An 18,312-nucleotide genomic window follows, 5' to 3' on the forward strand; every position below is an offset into this window, starting at 1 on the left:
CATTGCGCGAATGGGCGCTGCGGTCGTTCGGCTATCATGAGTGCCCGCCGTCGCCGGCGGTTCCTCCACACCGGCGCAACGACCCCGAATGCGAGTTCTTGTCAGTAACGACGACGGCGTCGACGCGCCGGGCATCCGCGTCCTCGCGGACCACCTGCGCGCCGCCGGCCATAGCGTCATCACCGTCGCGCCCGACCGCGACCGCTCCGGCGCGAGCAATTCGCTCACCCTCGACATGCCCGTGCGCGTCGTGCAGCGGGACAACGAGACGTTCCGCGTGTTCGGCACGCCGACCGACTGCGTGCACGTCGCGCTGACCGGCATGCTCGACGAGGAGCCGGACATCGTGGTGTCAGGCATCAACAACACCGCGAACCTCGGCGACGACGTCATCTATTCCGGCACCGTCGCCGCGGCGATGGAAGGCCGCTTCCTCGGGTTGCCGGCGATCGCGGTGTCGCTCGCGACGGTCGACCACGTCGGGTGTCATTACGAGACAGCCGCCCGTGCGGCGGTCGAGTTGGTCGCGCGTCTGGCGGTGGATCCGTTGCCTGCCGACACCATCCTTAACGTCAACGTGCCCGACGTGCCGTGGGACGAACTCGCGGGCTTCGAGGTCGGGCGCCTCGGTAACCGCCATCGCGCCGAAGCCTGCGTCTCGCAGGTCGATCCGCGCGGTCGCCAGTGGTACTGGATCGGCGCCGCCGGCCCGGAACAGGACGCCGGCCCCGGCACCGATTTCCACGCGATCCGTCGCGGTTGCGTGTCGATTACCCCGATCCACGTCGACCTGACGCGCTTCCAGGCGCTGGAGCAGGTTGCCGGTTGGGTGGGCGGTCTCGCCGACACGCTGCGCCTGCGGACGGAGTCATAAGCGTGCGCATGCATCTCAAACCCGAGGCGACGGGCAGCGGGCTCACCTCGCAGCGCGTGCGCGACCGCTTGGTCGAGCGACTGCGCGCGAACGGCATCGTCGACGAGCGCGTGCTCAACGCGATCCGCACGGTGCCGCGCCATCTGTTCGTCGACGAAGTGCTCGCGACGCGCGCCTATGAAGACACCGCGCTGCCGATCGGTCACGGGCAGACGATCTCGCAGCCGTGGGTCGTCGCGCGCATGACCGAAGCGCTGATCGAAACAAATCCGAAGAAGGTGCTGGAGATCGGCACCGGCTCCGGCTACCAGGCCGCGGTGCTCGCTGCGCTAGGCCTCGAGGTGCACACGGTCGAACGCATCGGCGAACTGCTGCGTATCGCGCGCAAGCGCCTGCGCCAGCTCGGCCTGACTGTCCGAACGAAGCATGACGACGGTCGCATCGGCTGGCCCGAGAACGCGCCGTTCGATGCCATCCTCGTCACCGCCGGCGCACCCGCACTGGTCGATGCGTTGAAGGCGCAGCTGGTTCCGGGCGGCACGCTCATCGCGCCGGTCGGGCCGGCGAACGCGCAGTCGCTGGTGCGTATCCGCCAGCGCGAGGACGGCACGTTCGACGAGCAGGTGTTGGCGCCGGTCGTGTTCGTGCCGCTGTTGTCGGGCATCGTGGATTGAGACGGAGAACCGCTTGAAGCTTTTCGCCCCGCTGTACGACCGCGCGATCGGATGGGCCCGTCATAAACATGCGGTGCGTTACCTCGCAGCGTTGAGCTTCTTCGAGGCGATCATCTTTCCCGTCATGCCCGAAGTGATGCTCGCGCCGATGTGCGTCGCCGAGCCGCGTCGCGCATTCCGCTACGCCGGCTTGAGCCTCGCGTTCTCGCTGCTCGGTTCGCTGGTCGGCTACGCGCTGGGCCACTACGCGTTCGAAGCGATCAAGCCATTGTTCGCGGCGATGGGCATGCTTCCGGCAATCGAATCGGGCATCCACACGGTGCAGGCGAAAGTCGCCGAATCGCCGTGGGCGGTATTTACGTTCCTCGTGCTGGGCGGTTTCATGCCGATCCCGATGAAGATCTTCACCTGGGCGTCGGGCATCGTCGGCGTACCGATGCTGCAATTCATCCTTGCGATGGCGATCGGGCGTGGCAAGCGCGTGTTCCTGGTCGCCGCGGTGATCCGCGCAGGCGGCGAGCGTGCGGAAGCGACGCTGCGTCGCTACATCGAACCGATCGGCTGGGTGGCGATGGTGCTCGTCGCGGTCGGCGTGGGCGTGCTGGTCTGGAGGGCGCACGGCGCATGAATCGTCTTGGCATTCGTTCCCTGATGGCGATGAGCGCCGTTGCGCTGATCGCCGGTTGCTCGAGCACGGTGGTGCGCGAGTCGACAGGCTCGCGCACGTCGAGCGCGCCGCGCGTGTCGACGGGGAAGCCCGGCGGGACCACGATCGTGCAGCGTGGCGAGACGCTTTATTCGATCGCGACGCGCAACGGCATCAGCGTGCTCGACCTCGCGTCGTGGAATGCATTGCCGCCGCCGTACACGATCTATCCGGGCCAGCGTTTGCGCCTGTATCCCGGCGGCACCCGCGCGCCGTCGGTTCCAACGCCAGCGCCCTCGCGCGACACGACCGCGCATACGCCGACCACGGCACCGCCGGTCGTGCACGACACGCGTCCCGTGCCGCCGCCCGTGGTGGTCGCGCCGCCCGCGAGCGGGTTCGCATGGAAATGGCCGGCGGACGGCTCGCTCGTCGGTCGCTTCGTGCCTGGCGAGCCGACGAAGCAGGGTATCGACATCGGCGGCAGCGAGGGCGCGCCGGTGCGTGCGGCGGCCGACGGCACCGTCGTGTATTCCGGCGCCGGATTGGTCGGTTATGGCGAGCTGGTGATCATCAAGCACAACGAACAGTGGCTGTCCGCGTACGGACACAACCGGCGCCGGCTGGTCAACGAAGGCCAGCTGGTGAAGGCGGGCGATGCGATCGCCGAGATGGGCCATAGCGGCGCACCGCGCGACATGCTGCACTTCGAGATCCGCTACACCGGCAAGCCGGTCGATCCGCTGCTGTACCTGCCGGCGCGCTGATCGTCGATTCGACGCCACGGTTACGGCGTCGACCGCGAATCAGCTGCCCAGAATGAAGCCCGCGACGACGCGCCGGCCTTCGCCGGCCAGCACGCTGTAAGTGCGCGCGGCGGCATCGTTGCCCATCACTTCGAAGCCGACGCCCGCCTGCAGGCAGGCCGCCTGCGTCGCGACCGGCGCGAATGCCTGGCGGCCGCCGCTGCCGATCACGATGACGTCGGGCTTCAGCGCGAGCAGCGGTTCCAGCAGCTCGGGCGTCAAAAGACCGACCGCCACCACGGGCCATTCCTCGATCAGCGTGTCTGGCGAGACGGCAAAGCTCGTCGTCAGGCGCCGATCGTTGACCAGAGCCGAGCTGCCGTCGGCGCTGCGCAGCACGTAAGCGTGTTCCGGGGTTTCGAGCGTCAGTTGCATGCCGGCTCCTCGTTACGACGAGTGTCGACGCGCCGCCGTCGGGGCGGCGTCAGGCGCGGGGAAGGACGATCTGCCGCTTTTCCTGGCTCTGGCGGAAGAGCACGGCGGTATGGCCAATGCGCTGCACCAGCGCGGCGCCCGCGCTGTCGGCGAGCGCGTCGATCAGCGCATCGCGCGCCTCGCGATCCTCGGCGGCGACCTTCACCTTGATCAGCTCGTGGTCCTCGAGCGCCTGCGCGACTTCGGCGATGACCGCGGGCGTCACGCCCTTGCCTCCGACCTGCAACATCGCCTTGAGGCCGTGGGCCTGCCCGCGGAGAAAACGGATCTGGGCATTCGTAAGGCGGGGCGCGGTCAAGCGGAGGTACCGGGAGCGTGGGGAGGCGCAGGGTATCATGCGGCCTTGCGCCGCCTTTTCCGGCGCGTGCACACGACGATGCCGACGCGCAGCAAGTCCAGCCAACGCTGGCTCAAGGAACACTTCTCCGACCCGTACGTGAAGAAAGCGAAGGCCGAGGGCCTGCGCTCGCGTGCGGCGTACAAGCTCGAGGAGCTCGTCGAGCGTGACCGCCTGCTCAAACCGGGCATGGTCGTCGTCGACCTCGGCGCCGCGCCCGGCGGGTGGTCGCAGTGGGTTCGTCAGGCGATGGGCGACAAGGGCCGCGTCATCGCGCTCGACATCCTCGAGATGCCGACACTGGCCGGCGTGGAGTTCCTGCTGGGCGACTTCCGCGAAGACGAAGTCCTCGCCCGGCTCGAAGCCTCGCTCAACGGACTGCCGGTAGACCTTGTGCTGTCGGACATGGCCCCCAACATGAGCGGTATGGACGCGGTGGATCTGCCGCGCTCCATGCACCTGGCGGAGCTCGCCATGGATTTCGCCGATCGGCACCTGCGTGTCGGCGGCAACTTCCTGATCAAGCTGTTCCAGGGCGTGGGGTTCGACGAATACGTGAAGGAGCTGCGGCGGCGCTACGACAAGGTCGTGATCCGCAAGCCGGCGGCTTCGCGCAAACGATCGCCGGAGGTCTATGCGCTCGCGCAGGGTCGACGATCGGAGATGAAGTAAGGTGGCCCGAGGCCGTTAATGGCCGAAGGCAGGCGCCGCGGAAACGTGGCGATGCGATCGCGGTGCAGCAAGCGGCCGTTGTCGATCCGGGTCCGATGTGATCCGTGCTTGAAGGCGCGTACAGGATGTGCGTGCTTCAATGACACACAAGGTATGAAGATGAACGACTTGGCCAAGAATCTTTTGCTGTGGGTGGTGGTCGCCGTCGTATTGATGGTGGTCTTCCAGGCCTTCGGGCCGCGCAGCGCGCAGACGGAAACGCTGGCCTACGACCAGTTCATCCAGCAGGTGCAGTCCGACCGCGTCCAGAAGGTGCAGATCGCCGAGGACCGCACGACGATCGCCGGCGAGCGCAAGGACGGCACGAAGTTCGTGACCTACGCGCCGGAAGACAGCGGGCTGATGTACGACCTGCTGCACCACCGCGTGTCCGTCGCCCAGCAGCCGCCGCAGAACGGCCCGTCGATGTGGGCGATCCTGCTCAACTTCCTTCCCATCCTGTTGATCGTCGGCGCGTGGATTTTCGTCATGCGGCAGATGCAACAGGGCGGCAGCAAGGGTGCGATGAGCTTCGGCAAGTCGCGCGCAAAAATGCAGGGCGAGGACCAGGTCAAGGTCACGCTCGCCGACGTCGCGGGTTGCGACGAGGCGAAGCAGGAAGTCGGCGAACTCGTCGAGTTCCTGCGCGATCCCACGCGCTTCCAGAAGCTCGGCGGCAAGATTCCGCGCGGCGTGCTGATGGTCGGCCCGCCGGGTACCGGCAAGACGCTGCTCGCACGCGCCATCGCGGGTGAGGCGAAGGTGCCGTTCTTCTCGATCTCCGGTTCGGACTTCGTCGAGATGTTCGTCGGCGTCGGCGCGAGCCGCGTGCGCGACATGTTCGACCAGGCGAAGAAGCACGCGCCCTGCATCATCTTCATTGACGAAATCGATGCGGTCGGTCGTCATCGCGGCGCCGGTCTCGGCGGCGGTCATGACGAACGCGAGCAGACGCTCAACCAGCTGCTCGTCGAGATGGACGGTTTCGAAGGCGGCGAAGGCGTCATCGTGATCGCCGCGACCAACCGTCCGGACGTGCTCGATCCCGCGCTGCTGCGTCCAGGCCGTTTCGATCGCCAGGTGACGGTCGGCCTGCCGGACGTTCGCGGTCGCGACCAGATCCTGAAAGTGCATATGAAGAAGCTGCCGCTCGGCGACGACGTCGACGCGATGGTGGTGGCACGCGGCACGCCGGGCTTCTCCGGCGCCGACCTCGCGAACCTCTGCAACGAGGCCGCGCTGTTCGCCGCGCGCGACAACGCCAAGCAGGTGCACATGGAGCACTTCGACAAGGCGCGCGACAAGATCCTGATGGGCGCCGAGCGCCGCTCGATGGCGATGAGCCTCGAGGAAAAGACCAACACCGCATACCACGAAGCGGGCCACGCCATCGTCGGTCGCCTCGTGCCGGAACACGATCCCGTCTACAAGGTGACGATCATTCCGCGCGGCCGCGCCCTCGGCGTGACCATGTACCTGCCGGAAGGCGACCGCTACAGCTACAACCGCACGATCATCGAGTCGCAGCTGTGCTCGCTGTACGGCGGCCGCGTCGCCGAAGAGCTGATCTTCGGCGCGGGCAAGGTCACCACGGGCGCGTCGAACGACATCGAGCGCGCGACGAAGATGGCCCGCAACATGGTCACCAAGTGGGGCCTGTCGGAACTTGGCCCGATCACGTTCGGCGAGGAAGAGGACGAGGTGTTCCTCGGTCGCTCGGTCACGCAGCACAAGAACGTGTCCGACGAGACCGCTCGCAAGATCGACGAAGTGGTGCGCGGCATCCTCGACAATGCCTACGCCCGTTCGGTGAAGATCCTCACCGACAACGTCGACAAGCTGCACGCGATGGCGAAGGCGCTGCTCGAGTACGAGACCATCGACGCGACGCAGATCGACGCGATCATGGAAGGCCGCGATCCGCCGCCGCCGTCCGGCTGGGGCCGTGGCGGCCCGGCGAACGAGGAGCCGAAGCGCCTCACGCTCGGCGGCCCGCAGCCCACCGGCACCTGATCCGCGTTGCCAGCGACATCCGAAAAGGCCAGAGTCCGCTCTGGCCTTTTTTGTTGGGTGGCGAATGAAGCAGTCGGGTCGGATGGGCGCGTTTCTCGCCATTGGTATCGCCGTCGGTGCGGGGATCGGTGTGGCGATGCACAACATCGCGGTCGGCGTGGGGCTCGGCGTCGCGTTCGGCGTCGTGCTGAGCAGGATTGCAGCACGGCAAGGCCAGCCCTGATGTTCGACATCGCGCCGGCACTCGACTGCGGCGGCCGTCGCCTCGTGCTCGATCGGCCGCGCGTGATGGGCATCGTCAACGTCACGCCGGATTCGTTTTCGGATGTCGGTCAGCATTTCGATCTCGAAGCCGCGGTCGCGCACGGGCGGAAGCTGGTCGACGAAGGCGCGGACCTGCTCGACATCGGCGGCGAATCGACGCGTCCCGGTGCGGATGAAGTGGATGCGGACGAAGAGATCCGCCGCGTCGTGCCCGTCATCGAACGACTCGTACGCGAGACCGGTGTGCCGGTCGGCGTCGACACATCGAAACCCGAGGTGATGCGCGCAGCCGTCGCCGCGGGCGCGGGTTTGATCAATGACGTGTATGCACTACGACGCGAAGGCGCGCTCGACACCGCGGCGTCGTTGGGCGTGCCCGCCGTTCTGATGCACATGCTCGGCGAGCCGCGTTCGATGCAGGACGATCCGCGCTACGACGACGTCGTCGCGGACGTGCATCGTTTTCTCGCGGAGCGCATCTTCGCTGCGGAAATGTCGGGCATCGACAAGAAGCGCATCGTCGTCGATCCCGGCTTCGGCTTCGGCAAGACGCGGGATCACAACCTGCAACTGCTCGCGAATTTCGACCGGTTCACGGATCTCGGCGTTCCGGTGCTTGCGGGGCTTTCGCGCAAGCGCACGATCGGTGACATCACCGGTCGCGACAAACCTGCGGAACGTATTTTCGGCTCCGTCGCCGCGCACCTGATCGCGGTGCAACATGGCGCGCGCATCGTGCGCACGCATGACGTCGCTGCGACGGTCGATGCGATCAAGGTGTGGAGCGCGGTCGACGCGCAACCGCGACCGAAAGCGCGCAGCGCGGCGCCGACGATCCGCTGGCCGGACGAGGATTGAGGCGGCGATCCCGTCGTCCACGCACGTCGCGAGACTGCGCAACGACTGTCCGCGCCGGACATCCGCGCGCGACATCGACACCGACGAGATCGCTTCTTCGTATTGACTTTCGGCACCACTCAACATCGCGCCGAACGGGCGCGACGCCGCTTACCCACACATGCTGTGGATAACCTGCGGGAGTCGATTGTGGATAAGCATGCGAAGCCGCATGGCGTCGGGGCTGCGTCCCAACATGGCGAAATTTTGACCGCGGCGGCGGGCGCATCGCATCGCGGTCGCGCTTGCTCCACACTTCGGCCACCGTTCGCCGCCCCGAGGCATGCATGTCGACCTGGCTCCGTCGCAAGGACATCGATCGCATCACCGTGCACGAGGAGGGGCGACGCCTCGTACGGACGCTGAGCTGGCCGCACCTGGTCGCGCTCGGCATCGGCGCGATCGTCGGCACGGGCATCTACACGCTGGTCGGGGTCGCGGCGAATCTCGCCGGCCCGGCGGTGCTGCTGTCGTTCGTGGTGGCGGGCGTGGTCTGCGCCTGCGCCGCGCTCGCGTATGCCGAGATGGCGACAATGATGCCGGCCGCGGGCAGCGCGTACACGTACAGCTACGCGGTGCTCGGCGAGAGCATCGCCTGGGTGGTGGGCTGGAGCCTGATCCTCGAGTACTCGCTGGTTGTGAGTGCGGTGGCGGTCGGGTGGTCCGGCTCCGTCGTCGAGTTTTTGCGCGGGCTCGGCGTCGCGCTACCGCAGGCATTGATCGCAGGCCCGCATGCCGGCGGCATCGTCAATCTTCCGGCGGTGCTGATCGTGTTCGTGGTCGCCGGGTTGTTGATGGTCGGCACGCGCGAAAGCGCGACGCTGAATGCGATTCTGGTCGCGGTGAAGGTCGTCGCGCTCGGCGTATTCGTCGCGATCGCGATGCCGCATTTCGACGCGAGCAACCTGCATCCGTTCATGCCGTACGGCTTCGAGAAGTCCGCAGGGCCGGATGGCGTGGAACGTGGCGTCATGGCGGCCGCCGCGATCATCTTCTTCGCGTTCTACGGTTTCGACGCGATCTCCACCGCCGCGGAAGAAGCGAAGAACCCGGGGCGCGACCTGTCGATCGGCATCGTCGGTTCGATGATCGGCTGCACCGTGATCTACCTGCTCGTCGCGGTGGCCGCGGTGGGTGCGATGCACTACACGGTGTTCGCGCAGAGCCCGGCGCCGCTGGCGCTGATCATGCGTGAGCTGGGGCAGGGCGCTGCGGCGAAGATCGTCGCAGGTGCAGCTGTGGTCGCGCTGCCGACGGTGTTGCTCGCGTTCTTCTACGGGCAGAGCCGCATCTTCTTCGTCATGTCACGCGATGGCCTCTTTCCGCGTGCGTTGTCGAAGGTCAATCCGCGCACCGGCACGCCAGTTGCGATCACGTTGTTCACCGCGTTGATCGTCGCGGCGCTTGCGGGCATCGCGCGACTGGACGAGATCGCTGCGCTCGCGAATGCCGGCACGCTGGCGGCGTTCGTCGCGGTCGCGACCTGCCTGCTGGTGTTGCGACGCCGCGATCCGCAGCGTCCGCGTGTGTTCCGCACACCCGCGGCGTGGATCGTCGGGCCGGTCGCGATCCTCGGCTGTCTGTACCTCTTCTACAGCCTGCCGCATCGCACGCAGTACTGGTTCCTGATCTGGAACGCGATCGGCGTGGTCGTGTACCTGCTGTTCGGTCGACGCGGCAGCGTGCTGGCGCGCGGCGAACACGCCTGACGTCGCGACGTCGTCGATGGCCGACCCGCGCCCGCTCGCCATCGCATTGATGGGCCCGACCGCGTCGGGCAAGACCGCGCTCGCGGTCGAGTGGGCGCAGCGGTTTGGCGGCGAAGTGGTGAGCGTCGATTCGGCGCTCGTGTATCGCGGGCTCGACATCGGCGCGGCGAAGCCGACCGCGGAGGAACGCGGAGGCGTCGCGCATCACCTCATCGACGTGCGCGAGCCGTGGCAGCCGTACTCCGCGGCCGAGTTCGCGACGGATGCGCTCGCCGCTGTCGACGACATCCTCGCGCGCGGCCGACTGCCGATCCTCGCCGGCGGTACCGGGCTGTACTTCCATGCGCTGCTTCGGGGTCTCGCGCCGATGCCCGAAGCCGATGCCAACGTCCGCTCGACGCTCGAAACCGAAGCCGCCGAGCGCGGCTGGGCGATGCTGCATGCGGACCTCGCGACAGTCGACCCCGAAGCGGCGTCGCGAATCCACGCGACCGACGCGCAACGCATCCAGCGTGCGCTCGAGGTCTGGCGCATCAGCGGCCGCACGATTTCCGACTGGCGCCGCGAACGGCCCGCGCATGGTTTTCCGTGTCGCGTGCTGAAGCTCGTGGTCGCGCCACCATCGCGTGAGGTGCTGCACGACCGCATCGCGCGTCGCTTCGACGCCATGCTCGACGCCGGCTTCCTCGACGAAGTCCGCCGCCTTCGCGCTTTGCCCGAACTGGCCGCGCATCCGCGACCGCTCGACCTGCCGGCCATGCGCGCGGTCGGCTATCGCCAGGCCTGGGAACATCTCGACGGCCAGTTCGACGCGGCGACGCTGCGCGACCGCGGCATCTTCGCCACGCGCCAGCTCGCGAAGCGGCAGCTCACGTGGCTGCGCAGCGAGCTCGACGCGCTATGGGGCGACCCGCTGGCCGGCCGCGCCCGGCTCGACCGACTCGTGACGGACTTCGTCGAACGGCGCTGATCGTCGCGTTCGTCCACGCCGTCGCCACGGGAAATCAGCCACTTTGCGATACCATCGGGCCGTCGCTGCCGTGGGGACAACCGCGGCGACACGGCCTGCATCAGCGGGCCGCCCAATAACAACAAGAGCAAAAGGTGGGGAACAGCAATGTCGAAGGGGCAATCTCTCCAGGACCCGTTCCTGAACGCACTGCGCCGCGAGCGCGTGCCGGTGTCGGTGTACCTGGTCAACGGCATCAAGCTGCAGGGGACCATCGAGTCCTTCGACCAGTTCGTGGTGCTGCTGCGCAATACCGTGAGCCAGATGGTCTACAAGCACGCGATTTCGACCGTCGTGCCGGCGCGCAACGTGCGCGTGGGCCCGGGCGGCGGCTACGTGCAGCCGGGCGATGGCGACGTGTCGTCGGAGCCGGTATCGGAATGACCGAACTGCGGTTGGAGGTGCGGAGTGTTTGAACGCTCACGCGGGGGCGAGAACGCGCTGCTGATCCAGCCGCATGCCGGCCCGCTCGACGAGGCGGTGCTGGAGGAGTTCCAGGAACTCGCGCGTTCGGCCGGGGCGACGGTCGCCACCGTGCTGACCGCGCGCATCGATCGCCCGAACGCGGCGACGCTGATCGGCAGCGGCAAACTCGAAGAAGTGCTCGCCGCGGCGGAAGCCAGCGGCGCCGACCTGATCCTCGTCAATCATTCGCTGTCGCCGGGCCAGGAACGCAACCTCGAGAAGCTGCTCAAGCGTCGCGTGGTCGACCGCACCGGGCTGATCCTCGACATCTTCGCGCAGCGTGCGCGCAGCCACGAAGGCAAGTTGCAGGTCGAACTCGCGCAGCTGCGGCACATGGCCACGCGCCTGGTTCGCGGCTGGACCCACCTCGAGCGCCAGCGCGGTGGTTCGATCGGCCTGCGCGGCCCGGGTGAAACGCAGCTCGAAACCGACCGCCGCCTGCTGCAGAAGCGGCTCGAACAGCTGTCCAAGAAGCTCGACAAGGTCGAAGTGCAGCGCACGCAGATGCGTCGCGCGCGCACCAAGGGCGAGCTGCCGCGCGTCGCGCTGGTCGGTTACACCAACGCCGGCAAGTCGACGCTGTTCAATTCATTGACCGGCGCGGAGGCCTACGCCGCCGACCAGCTCTTCGCGACGCTGGATCCGACCGTGCGTCGCATCGACGTCGCCGGTGGCGGTGTGGTGCTGGCCGATACCGTCGGCTTCGTGCGCGACCTGCCGCACGACCTCGTCGCCGCGTTCCGCTCGACGCTGTCCGAAGCGCGCGAGGCCGACCTCCTGCTGCATGTGATCGACGCGGCCGACCCGCTGCGCACGGATCGCATCGCGCAGGTCGACGCCGTGCTCAAGGACATCGGCGCCAGCGACATCCCGCAGCTGCTGGTGTTCAACAAGATCGACCGGCTCGAGGACATGGCGCCGCGTTACGACCGCTTCGTCGAGGAACGCCCGCGCGTGTGGCTGTCGGCGCGCGACGGTACCGGCCTCGACCTGCTGGGCGAAGCGCTCGGCCAGATGCTCGGGCTCGAACGCGTTACCGGGCGCATCCACCTGCCCAGCGCATCGGCACGGCTACGCGGCCGCCTGTACGAACTGGGCGCCATCCGCGCGGAACGCATCGAGGACGATGGTTGGTCGCTCGACGTCGACCTTCCGCAGGTCGATGCCCGCCGAATCGCCGACAGCGCGGGCGGTCACCCACTGGTGCCGCTGCTCCCGCCGCCGACGGACGCCTCGCCCCTTGGTTGAGGCGGCCGGACCCCCCACCTAGAATCCGAACATCCCCGCGCCGGCAGTCGCCGCCCGCGAAGGCGCGATCGACGCGCCCGCGGCGGCCCGCAGGTGCACCCCTCAGGAGTCCGCATGGCCTGGAATACGCCCGGCAGTGACAACGGCGACCGCGAGCCGCGATCGCGCGGCCCGCGCCGTGGTTTCGCGCCGAACGATCTGCTCGACCGGCTGCGCGGCATGGCCGACGGCAACGGCCCGGCGCGCTGGGTCGCGCTGGTGCTCGGCGCTTGGCTGGTGTTCTCGACATTCACGCTGATCTCCGAGCAGCAGCGCGGCGTCGTGCTGCGCTTCGGCCAGTTCGCGCGCGTGCTCACGCCGGGCCCGCACCTGAAGATGCCGTGGCCGATCGAGAGCGTCACCAAGGTCAACGCGACCGAGATCAAGACGTTCACGCAGACCGTGCCGGTGCTGACGTCGGACGAGAACATCGTCTACGTCGACTTGAACGTGCAGTACCGCATCGCCGACTCGCAGCAGTACCTGTTCGGCACGCGAGATGCCGACGAAGTGCTGAAGGAAGCGTCGCTGTCGACAGTGCGCGAGATGGTCGGCCGTTCGAATCTGGACACGGTGCTCGGCTCGCGCAACCAGCTCGCGGTCGCCGCACGCACGCGTCTCGAGAAGTCGCTGCTTGCGTATCGCACCGGGCTGACGGTCACCGAACTCAACCTGCCGAACGCGCGTCCGCCGGAAGAAGTGAAGCCCGCGTTCGACGACGTCAACAGCGCGCAGCAGGACAAGGATCGCGTGATCAGCGAAGCACGCGCGTATGCCGCCAAGGTGATCCCGGAAGCACGCGGTGAAGCCGCACGCGTGCGCGCGACCGCCGAAGGCGAAAAGGCATCTGCGATTGCTCGCGCGACCGGCGATGCGAATCGTTTCTCGCTGCTCGTCGAGCAGTACAAGGCCGCGCCGGATGTCACCCGCAAGCGCCTCTGGCTGGAAACGGTGCAGCACGTGCTGTCGGAGAACCGCACGATCGTGGGCGGCGATTCGCGCCAGCTGATCTACGTGCCGATGTCCGACGCGAACGCCACGCAGCCGACCGTTCCGCCGTTGCTCGCGCAGCCGCAGGCGCAGACCGCGCCATCGATCATTCCCGACGTGATGTCGCCGGTCACCGCATCGGGTGATTCGGGCGCGAACGCCGGTCGCGGCCCGCGCTCACCACGTGAGCCGCGCAGCGCAGGAGCCGAACGATGAGATATCCCGTCCTGATCGCACTTGTCGTCGCCACGCTGCTCGCGCTGATGGGCTCGGTGTTCGTTGTGCCCGAAGGCCATAGCGCGATCGTGCTCAACCTGGGTCGTCTTGCGCGCACCGATCTCGGCCCGGGCCTGCACTTCAAGTTCCCGCTGGTCGAAAGCCAGCTGGTGTTCGACCGTCGACTCAACGTGCTTCCCGCGGAGCCCGAGCGTTACCTGACGTCCGAGCGCAAGGACATCAGCGTGGACTTCTTCGGCGTCGGCCGCATCGAGAACCTGCGCGCGTTCTATCGCGCGACGGGCGGCGATGAATCCGTCGCGATCGAACGCCTCGCGCCCATCATCAAGGACGCGCTGCGCAACGAGATCAATACGCGCACGTTGTCGGAAGTGGTGTCCGGCGATCGCAGCCGCATCGTCGCGGCGCAGCTGGCGGCGATCAACACCGGTGCGTCGACGCTCGGCGTTCGCATCCTCGACCTGCGCATCAAGCAGATCGACCTGCCGACCGACAGCAAGGTCATTGCCGACGTCTACAGCCGCATGAGCGCGCAGCGCAAGCAGGTCGCGAGCCAGCTGCGTGCCGAAGGTGCCGAAGCAGCGCAGCGCATCAAGGCCGATGCCGATCGCGACGCTGCGGTGATCGTCGCGGAAGCGGAGCGTGATGCGCAGGAACAGCGTGGCCAGGGTGATGCACAGGCCGCGCGCCTGTACGCCGATGCCGCACAGAAGGATCCGGGCTTCTACGCGTTCCAGCGCAGCCTCGAGGCGTATCGCAATGCGTTCGGCACCGGGCAGACGGTGATCGTCGTCGACAAGAACGATCCGTTCCTGCAGTACCTCAAGTCCGACCATTGATGGCGAGGGAGTTGCTGTCGGCACTGTGCCTGGTGGCGGTGCTCGAAGGCCTGTTCCTGTTCCTCACGCCGGAGGGCTGGAAGCGCACGGTGGAGCGGCTGTACGTGCTGACGACGCCGCAACTGCGTGCGTTCGGCGCGGCGATCGTCATCGTCGGCCTGCTTTCGCTGTGGGCCGTGCGCGCCTGAACGACAGGCGGGGTGGCCCCGCCGGACCGAAACCCGGATAATGCACAAAAGCCGGACGGGGACACCCGCCGGCTTTTTCCATGTCTGCGATCCGCCACGGTGGATCGGTCGGCCGGAGTGCGCCCGAGGGCGCCATCACGCGCGCTGCCGCGTGCCGCCGATATCGCGTGTCCACGCGGCCGGACGTCTGCATGCAGCGCATCTGGAGAGCGGTAATGGGTCAGTCGGTGGTGGTGTTGGGCGCCCAGTGGGGCGACGAAGGCAAGGGCAAGATCGTCGACCTGCTGACGCAGGACATCGGCGCGGTCGTGCGCTTCCAAGGCGGCCACAACGCCGGCCACACGCTGGTCATCGGCGGCAAGAAGACCGTGCTGCACCTGATCCCGTCGGGCGTGCTGCGTCCCGATGCGCTGTGCCTGATCGGCAACGGCGTGGTGCTGCATCCCGGCGCGCTGCAGAAGGAGATCGCGGAGCTCGAAGGCAATGGCGTCGAAGTGCGTTCGCGCCTGAAGATCAGCCCGGCGACGCCGGTGATCATGCCGTACCACATCGCCCTCGATCAGGCGCGCGAGAAGGCTGCCGGCGGCAAGGCGATCGGCACCACCGGTCGCGGCATCGGCCCGGCGTACGAGGACAAGGTCGCGCGTCGCGGCATCCGCATCGCCGACCTGCATTACCCGCAGGAAATGGCCGAGAAGCTGCGCGCCGCGCTCGACTATCACAACTTCGTGCTGACCAAGTATCTCGGCGTCGAAGGTGTGGACTACCAGCAGACGCTGGACGAAGCGCTCGCGTTCGGCGAGTACGTGGAGCCGATGAAGGCCGACGTCGCCGGCATCCTTCACGAGCTGCGCAAGCAGGGCAAAAAGGTGCTGTACGAAGGCGCGCAGGGTTCGCTGCTCGACATCGACCACGGCACCTATCCGTACGTCACGTCGTCGAACACGACGGTGGGCGGCGCGCTCGCTGGTACCGGTGTCGGCGCGGACGCGATCGATTACGTGCTCGGCATCGCCAAGGCGTATGCGACGCGCGTCGGCGGCGGCCCGTTCCCGACCGAGCTCGACGACGAGATCGGGCAGGGCATCCGCGATCGTGGCCAGGAATACGGCGCGACCACCGGCCGGCCGCGTCGCTGCGGCTGGATGGACATCGTCGCGCTTAAGCGCGCGGTCGCCATCAACGGCATCAGCGGCCTGTGCATCACCAAGCTCGACATCCTCGACGGGATGGAGAAGCTCAAGATCTGCATCGCGTACGAATACCGCGGCAAGCGCACCGAATACGCGCCGCTGGACGCCGGCGGCTGGGAAGAGTGCACGCCGGTCTACCTCGAATTCCCGGGCTGGGAAGAGAGCACCGCGGGCATCACCGAATGGGACAAGCTGCCGCCGGCCGCGCGCGCCTACCTGCGTTCGCTCGAGGAACTCGCCGGTTGCCCGCTCGCCATCGTGTCCACCGGGCCCGACCGCGACGCCAATATCGTGCTGCAGGATCCGTTCGCCTGAAATCGATGTAGTTCGCCGCATGACGCGGGCCGCCTTCGGGCGGCCCGTTGCGTTTCAGCGCGCGTCGATGCGGCCTGCACGGGCGATATGCGACGAAGGAGTTGTGAGCACACCTGCGGCCAGCGTCATCTTGATGTCGATCCGTCGAGGCCGCGCATGGCGTCGATGAATCTCCGGCAGGCGCGCAAGCGCCTTTCCCAGTGGCGGCTCGGGCTGACGTCGAGCCGCTATGAGTCATCGGGGCGCGGCGCGGGCGTCATTTCGACCGGGCAGGACGACGCGGGTGGCAAGTCGTACGGCGAATACCAGCTCTCGTCGCGCGCGGGCACGCTGCAGGCCTACCTCGCGCAGTCGAGCTACGGGCAGCGCTTCGCCGGACTCGAGCCTGGCACGTCCGCGTTCGACACGATGTGGAAGCGCATCGCCGCCAGCGAACCGGGCTTCGCGCAGGACCAGCACGATTTCATCGGGCGCACGCATTACGACGCTCAACTGACGCGCCTTCGCGAGGCCGGCATCGACCTCGCCGCGGCCGGTTACGCCGTGCACGACATGCTATGGAGCACAGCGGTGCAATACGGCGCGCTGACGCTGTCGATCGTCACCAAGGCGCTGCGCACGGCGTTTGGCGCGACGGTGGGTGCCTCGACATTGACCGACGCGCAGATCGTCACCGCCGTGCAGGACTACAAGCTCGCGCATGTCGATACGCTGTTCGCGCACTCCAAGCCGCTGTGGCCCGGCCTGCGACGCCGCATCGGCGACGAGAAGCGCGACCTGCTGCGCCTCGCGGACGCCGAGCGCATCGTCGTCGAAGCAGACCGCACCGCGACCGACCGCGCGGCTCGGAGCGCGTGACCGTCTGCACCTGCGGCTAACGTCGCGCGCCTACGCTGTCGGCCTGCTGCAAGGAAGCCGACCGATGCGCGACCGTCGCCCCGCACTCCCGTTCCAGGCGTTCGTGCTCGCAACGGCCGCGTCGCTGCTGTGCACGGGCTGCCACATGCTCGGCGCGCTGTTCGACGTGCATCCGCTGCGCATCGTGGTGCTGATGGTGGTCATCGTCGCGCTGATTGGGTTCTTCGCGCTGAAGTCGAACCGGCGCTAGTCGGCGTCGATGCGGTGCACGTCCTGCGCGATGCGAGCGACTTCCGCGGGCACATGGCTGACATAGATCATCGGCAGGCCGCTCTCATCGCGCACGCGTTGCAGGTAAGGCAGAAGTTCGTCGCGACGATCCGCGTCGAGCATCGACAGCGGCTCGTCGAGCAGCAGCAGTCGCGGCTGCGCGAGCAGGGCGCGACCCAGCGCGATGCGTTGCACTTCGCCACCGGACAGCCCATTGCTTCGACGCGCGAGCAAGGGCGCGAGTGCGAGCAGCTCGACGACATCGTCGAAACGTGTCGCAGCGTTCGATGGTGACTGCCTCGCGCCGTAGAGCAGGTTGGCGCGAACGTCGAGATGCGGAAACAGGCGGCCGTCCTGGAACACGTATCCGATGCGGCGACGGTGCGCGGGCACGTCGATACGTCGAGTCGAATCGAACAACGTTTCGCCCGCGATTTCGACGCGGCCTTCGAGCGGTGTGACCAACCCCGCGACCGCATGCAGCAGCGACGTCTTGCCGCTTCCGGACGCGCCGACCACCGCGATGACGCGCGACGCGCTCTGCAGTCGCACGTGTCGTTCGAAGCCGCCGCGTCGCAGCACTACGTCGATGTCGTGGACGATACCGGTCATGTCGGCGGATCCGTGCGGCCGCGCTGCAGCAGCGCTTCCGCCGCGAGCATCGCGATGAACGAGATCGCGACCGAAACCGCGCAAAGCAACCAGACGCGCGACTCCGCACCCGGTACCTGCAACAAGCCGTAGATCGCCGACGACAGCGTGCGCGTTTCGCCGGGAATACTGGAAACGAAAGTGATGGTCGCACCGAATTCGCCGACCGCTTTCGCGAAGCCGAGCACGGCGCCGGCGACGATGCCCGGCCACGCGAGCGGCAGCGTAATGCCGGTGAACACGCGCCACCGCGATGCGCCAAGTGTGGACGCTGCGTTCTCCAATCGACGGTCCACGCCTTCGATCGACAACCGGATCGCGCGCACCATCAGCGGGAAACCCATCACCGCGCATGCAAGCGCGGCGCCGGTCCAGCGGAACGCGAACGTGATGCCGAGCGCGTCGTGCAGCCACGCGCCGATGAGCCCGCGTCGGCCCAGCAATGCGAGCAGGGCGTAACCGGTCACCACGGGCGGCAACACCAGCGGCAGGTGTACGAGCGCGTCGACGAGCAGCCGACCCGGGAAGCGACGTCGCGCCAGCAGCCAGCCGACCGCGATCGCGACCGGCAGGCTCGCGAGTGTCGCGACCGTCGCGACCTTCAGGCTCAGCAGGACCGCCGAGGCTTCGTCGGCGGTGAGCAT

21 protein-coding genes and 1 pseudogene are annotated in these 18,312 nt (G+C 67.7%); 18 read left to right on the forward strand and 4 right to left on the reverse strand.

Features of this window, described 5'->3' with window-relative positions; translation table 11 throughout:
* The first annotated feature begins 88 nt into the window (after positions 1 to 88).
* From surE to ACVWWW_RS05435, 4 genes are read left to right on the forward strand one after another with little or no spacing between them, the layout of a single operon-like run.
* Complete coding sequence (gene surE, locus ACVWWW_RS05420) at positions 89 to 874, forward strand: 5'/3'-nucleotidase SurE (protein WP_027082521.1); 786 nt, start codon at positions 89 to 91, stop codon at positions 872 to 874.
* Positions 875 to 882: 8 nt separating this feature from the next.
* Entirely contained in the window at positions 883 to 1,548 is a 666-nt protein-coding gene (locus tag ACVWWW_RS05425) for a protein-L-isoaspartate(D-aspartate) O-methyltransferase (RefSeq protein ID WP_155914412.1), read from the forward strand.
* 13 nt (positions 1,549 to 1,561) lie between these two features.
* Complete coding sequence (locus tag ACVWWW_RS05430) at positions 1,562 to 2,176, forward strand: DedA family protein (RefSeq protein WP_027082523.1); 615 nt, start codon at positions 1,562 to 1,564, stop codon at positions 2,174 to 2,176.
* On the forward strand, positions 2,173 to 2,961 hold the full coding sequence (locus ACVWWW_RS05435; RefSeq protein WP_027082524.1) for a peptidoglycan DD-metalloendopeptidase family protein: 789 nt from the start codon (positions 2,173 to 2,175) through the stop codon (positions 2,959 to 2,961). The genes ACVWWW_RS05430 and ACVWWW_RS05435 overlap by 4 nt, the downstream gene beginning before the upstream one ends.
* A gap of 39 nt (positions 2,962 to 3,000) precedes the next feature.
* Here ACVWWW_RS05435 and ACVWWW_RS05440 read toward each other — a convergent pair whose 3' ends face one another.
* Positions 3,001 to 3,375 (reverse strand): MTH938/NDUFAF3 family protein, encoded by a 375-nt coding sequence (locus ACVWWW_RS05440; protein WP_027082525.1) that lies wholly within the window; start codon positions 3,373 to 3,375, stop codon positions 3,001 to 3,003.
* A 49-nt stretch (positions 3,376 to 3,424) separates the two neighbouring features.
* Entirely contained in the window at positions 3,425 to 3,733 is a 309-nt protein-coding gene (gene yhbY / locus ACVWWW_RS05445) for a ribosome assembly RNA-binding protein YhbY (protein WP_027082526.1), read from the reverse strand.
* Positions 3,734 to 3,811: 78 nt separating this feature from the next.
* Here yhbY and rlmE point away from each other — a divergent pair, with 78 nt between their 5' ends.
* From rlmE to ACVWWW_RS05515, 14 genes and pseudogenes are all read left to right on the forward strand, one after another.
* Positions 3,812 to 4,444, forward strand: a complete 633-nt coding sequence (gene rlmE, locus ACVWWW_RS05450) for a 23S rRNA (uridine(2552)-2'-O)-methyltransferase RlmE (RefSeq protein ID WP_027082527.1) — start codon at positions 3,812 to 3,814, stop codon at positions 4,442 to 4,444.
* A gap of 159 nt (positions 4,445 to 4,603) precedes the next feature.
* Positions 4,604 to 6,430, forward strand: a pseudogene (gene ftsH, locus ACVWWW_RS05455) (ATP-dependent zinc metalloprotease FtsH); the annotation flags it as partial.
* 130 nt (positions 6,431 to 6,560) lie between these two features.
* On the forward strand, positions 6,561 to 6,719 hold the full coding sequence (locus tag ACVWWW_RS05460; RefSeq protein ID WP_196804411.1) for a hypothetical protein: 159 nt from the start codon (positions 6,561 to 6,563) through the stop codon (positions 6,717 to 6,719).
* A complete protein-coding gene (gene folP, locus ACVWWW_RS05465; protein WP_027082528.1) occupies positions 6,719 to 7,618 on the forward strand; it encodes a dihydropteroate synthase in 900 nt (299 codons plus the stop codon). The genes ACVWWW_RS05460 and folP overlap by 1 nt, the downstream gene beginning before the upstream one ends.
* Before the next feature lie 326 nt (positions 7,619 to 7,944).
* Positions 7,945 to 9,366 (forward strand): amino acid permease, encoded by a 1,422-nt coding sequence (locus ACVWWW_RS05470; RefSeq protein ID WP_027082529.1) that lies wholly within the window; start codon positions 7,945 to 7,947, stop codon positions 9,364 to 9,366.
* A 16-nt stretch (positions 9,367 to 9,382) separates the two neighbouring features.
* The gene (gene miaA, locus ACVWWW_RS05475; RefSeq protein ID WP_027082530.1) at positions 9,383 to 10,336 is read left to right on the forward strand and encodes a tRNA (adenosine(37)-N6)-dimethylallyltransferase MiaA; all 954 of its coding nucleotides are present in this window, start codon (positions 9,383 to 9,385) and stop codon (positions 10,334 to 10,336) included.
* 147 nt (positions 10,337 to 10,483) lie between these two features.
* Positions 10,484 to 10,759: an RNA chaperone Hfq gene (gene hfq / locus ACVWWW_RS05480; protein ID WP_027082531.1), complete on the forward strand. Its 276-nt coding sequence runs from the start codon at positions 10,484 to 10,486 to the stop codon at positions 10,757 to 10,759.
* A gap of 24 nt (positions 10,760 to 10,783) precedes the next feature.
* Positions 10,784 to 12,088 carry a ribosome rescue GTPase HflX gene (gene hflX / locus ACVWWW_RS05485; RefSeq protein WP_027082532.1) on the forward strand — a complete coding sequence of 435 codons (1,305 nt, stop codon included), beginning with the start codon at positions 10,784 to 10,786 and terminating at the stop codon, positions 12,086 to 12,088.
* 114 nt (positions 12,089 to 12,202) lie between these two features.
* The gene (hflK, locus tag ACVWWW_RS05490) at positions 12,203 to 13,333 is read left to right on the forward strand and encodes an FtsH protease activity modulator HflK (RefSeq protein ID WP_027082533.1); all 1,131 of its coding nucleotides are present in this window, start codon (positions 12,203 to 12,205) and stop codon (positions 13,331 to 13,333) included.
* Positions 13,330 to 14,193, forward strand: a complete 864-nt coding sequence (gene hflC, locus ACVWWW_RS05495) for a protease modulator HflC (protein ID WP_027082534.1) — start codon at positions 13,330 to 13,332, stop codon at positions 14,191 to 14,193. The genes hflK and hflC overlap by 4 nt, the downstream gene beginning before the upstream one ends.
* Complete coding sequence (locus tag ACVWWW_RS05500) at positions 14,193 to 14,381, forward strand: DUF2065 domain-containing protein (RefSeq protein ID WP_027082535.1); 189 nt, start codon at positions 14,193 to 14,195, stop codon at positions 14,379 to 14,381. The genes hflC and ACVWWW_RS05500 overlap by 1 nt, the downstream gene beginning before the upstream one ends.
* A gap of 215 nt (positions 14,382 to 14,596) precedes the next feature.
* Positions 14,597 to 15,889 carry an adenylosuccinate synthase gene (locus ACVWWW_RS05505; RefSeq protein ID WP_027082536.1) on the forward strand — a complete coding sequence of 431 codons (1,293 nt, stop codon included), beginning with the start codon at positions 14,597 to 14,599 and terminating at the stop codon, positions 15,887 to 15,889.
* A 156-nt stretch (positions 15,890 to 16,045) separates the two neighbouring features.
* Positions 16,046 to 16,747: a VgrG-related protein gene (locus tag ACVWWW_RS05510; RefSeq protein ID WP_051234947.1), complete on the forward strand. Its 702-nt coding sequence runs from the start codon at positions 16,046 to 16,048 to the stop codon at positions 16,745 to 16,747.
* Positions 16,748 to 16,811: 64 nt separating this feature from the next.
* Entirely contained in the window at positions 16,812 to 16,997 is a 186-nt protein-coding gene (locus tag ACVWWW_RS05515) for a hypothetical protein (protein WP_027082537.1), read from the forward strand.
* Here the strand turns inward: ACVWWW_RS05515 and ACVWWW_RS05520 are convergent.
* Entirely contained in the window at positions 16,994 to 17,629 is a 636-nt protein-coding gene (locus ACVWWW_RS05520; protein ID WP_027082538.1) for an ATP-binding cassette domain-containing protein, read from the reverse strand. The genes ACVWWW_RS05515 and ACVWWW_RS05520 overlap by 4 nt on opposite strands.
* Entirely contained in the window at positions 17,626 to 18,312 is a 687-nt protein-coding gene (gene modB / locus ACVWWW_RS05525; protein ID WP_027082539.1) for a molybdate ABC transporter permease subunit, read from the reverse strand. Before modB ends, ACVWWW_RS05520 begins: the two co-directional genes overlap by 4 nt.

It is taken from the genome of Lysobacter sp. HA18, from assembly GCF_054057595.1.

Bases quoted from the DNA above. Each gene is read 5' to 3' on its own strand.
- ACVWWW_RS05500 (WP_027082535.1), top strand. From the start codon at position 14,193: ATGGCGAGGGAGTTGCTGTCGGCACTGTGCCTGGTGGCGGTGCTCGAA.
- hflK (WP_027082533.1), top strand. From the start codon at position 12,203: ATGGCCTGGAATACGCCCGGCAGTGACAACGGCGACCGCGAGCCGCGA.
- ACVWWW_RS05440 (WP_027082525.1), bottom strand. From the start codon at position 3,375: ATGCAACTGACGCTCGAAACCCCGGAACACGCTTACGTGCTGCGCAGC.
- folP (WP_027082528.1), top strand. From the start codon at position 6,719: ATGTTCGACATCGCGCCGGCACTCGACTGCGGCGGCCGTCGCCTCGTG.
- ACVWWW_RS05425 (WP_155914412.1), top strand. From the start codon at position 883: ATGCATCTCAAACCCGAGGCGACGGGCAGCGGGCTCACCTCGCAGCGC.
- surE (WP_027082521.1), top strand. From the start codon at position 89: ATGCGAGTTCTTGTCAGTAACGACGACGGCGTCGACGCGCCGGGCATC.
- miaA (WP_027082530.1), top strand. From the start codon at position 9,383: ATGGCCGACCCGCGCCCGCTCGCCATCGCATTGATGGGCCCGACCGCG.
- ACVWWW_RS05510 (WP_051234947.1), top strand. From the start codon at position 16,046: ATGGCGTCGATGAATCTCCGGCAGGCGCGCAAGCGCCTTTCCCAGTGG.
- modB (WP_027082539.1), bottom strand. From the start codon at position 18,312: ATGCTCACCGCCGACGAAGCCTCGGCGGTCCTGCTGAGCCTGAAGGTC.
- hfq (WP_027082531.1), top strand. From the start codon at position 10,484: ATGTCGAAGGGGCAATCTCTCCAGGACCCGTTCCTGAACGCACTGCGC.
- rlmE (WP_027082527.1), top strand. From the start codon at position 3,812: ATGCCGACGCGCAGCAAGTCCAGCCAACGCTGGCTCAAGGAACACTTC.
- ACVWWW_RS05515 (WP_027082537.1), top strand. From the start codon at position 16,812: ATGCGCGACCGTCGCCCCGCACTCCCGTTCCAGGCGTTCGTGCTCGCA.
- ACVWWW_RS05435 (WP_027082524.1), top strand. From the start codon at position 2,173: ATGAATCGTCTTGGCATTCGTTCCCTGATGGCGATGAGCGCCGTTGCG.
- ACVWWW_RS05470 (WP_027082529.1), top strand. From the start codon at position 7,945: ATGTCGACCTGGCTCCGTCGCAAGGACATCGATCGCATCACCGTGCAC.
- ACVWWW_RS05520 (WP_027082538.1), bottom strand. From the start codon at position 17,629: ATGACCGGTATCGTCCACGACATCGACGTAGTGCTGCGACGCGGCGGC.
- ACVWWW_RS05460 (WP_196804411.1), top strand. From the start codon at position 6,561: ATGAAGCAGTCGGGTCGGATGGGCGCGTTTCTCGCCATTGGTATCGCC.
- ACVWWW_RS05505 (WP_027082536.1), top strand. From the start codon at position 14,597: ATGGGTCAGTCGGTGGTGGTGTTGGGCGCCCAGTGGGGCGACGAAGGC.
- hflC (WP_027082534.1), top strand. From the start codon at position 13,330: ATGAGATATCCCGTCCTGATCGCACTTGTCGTCGCCACGCTGCTCGCG.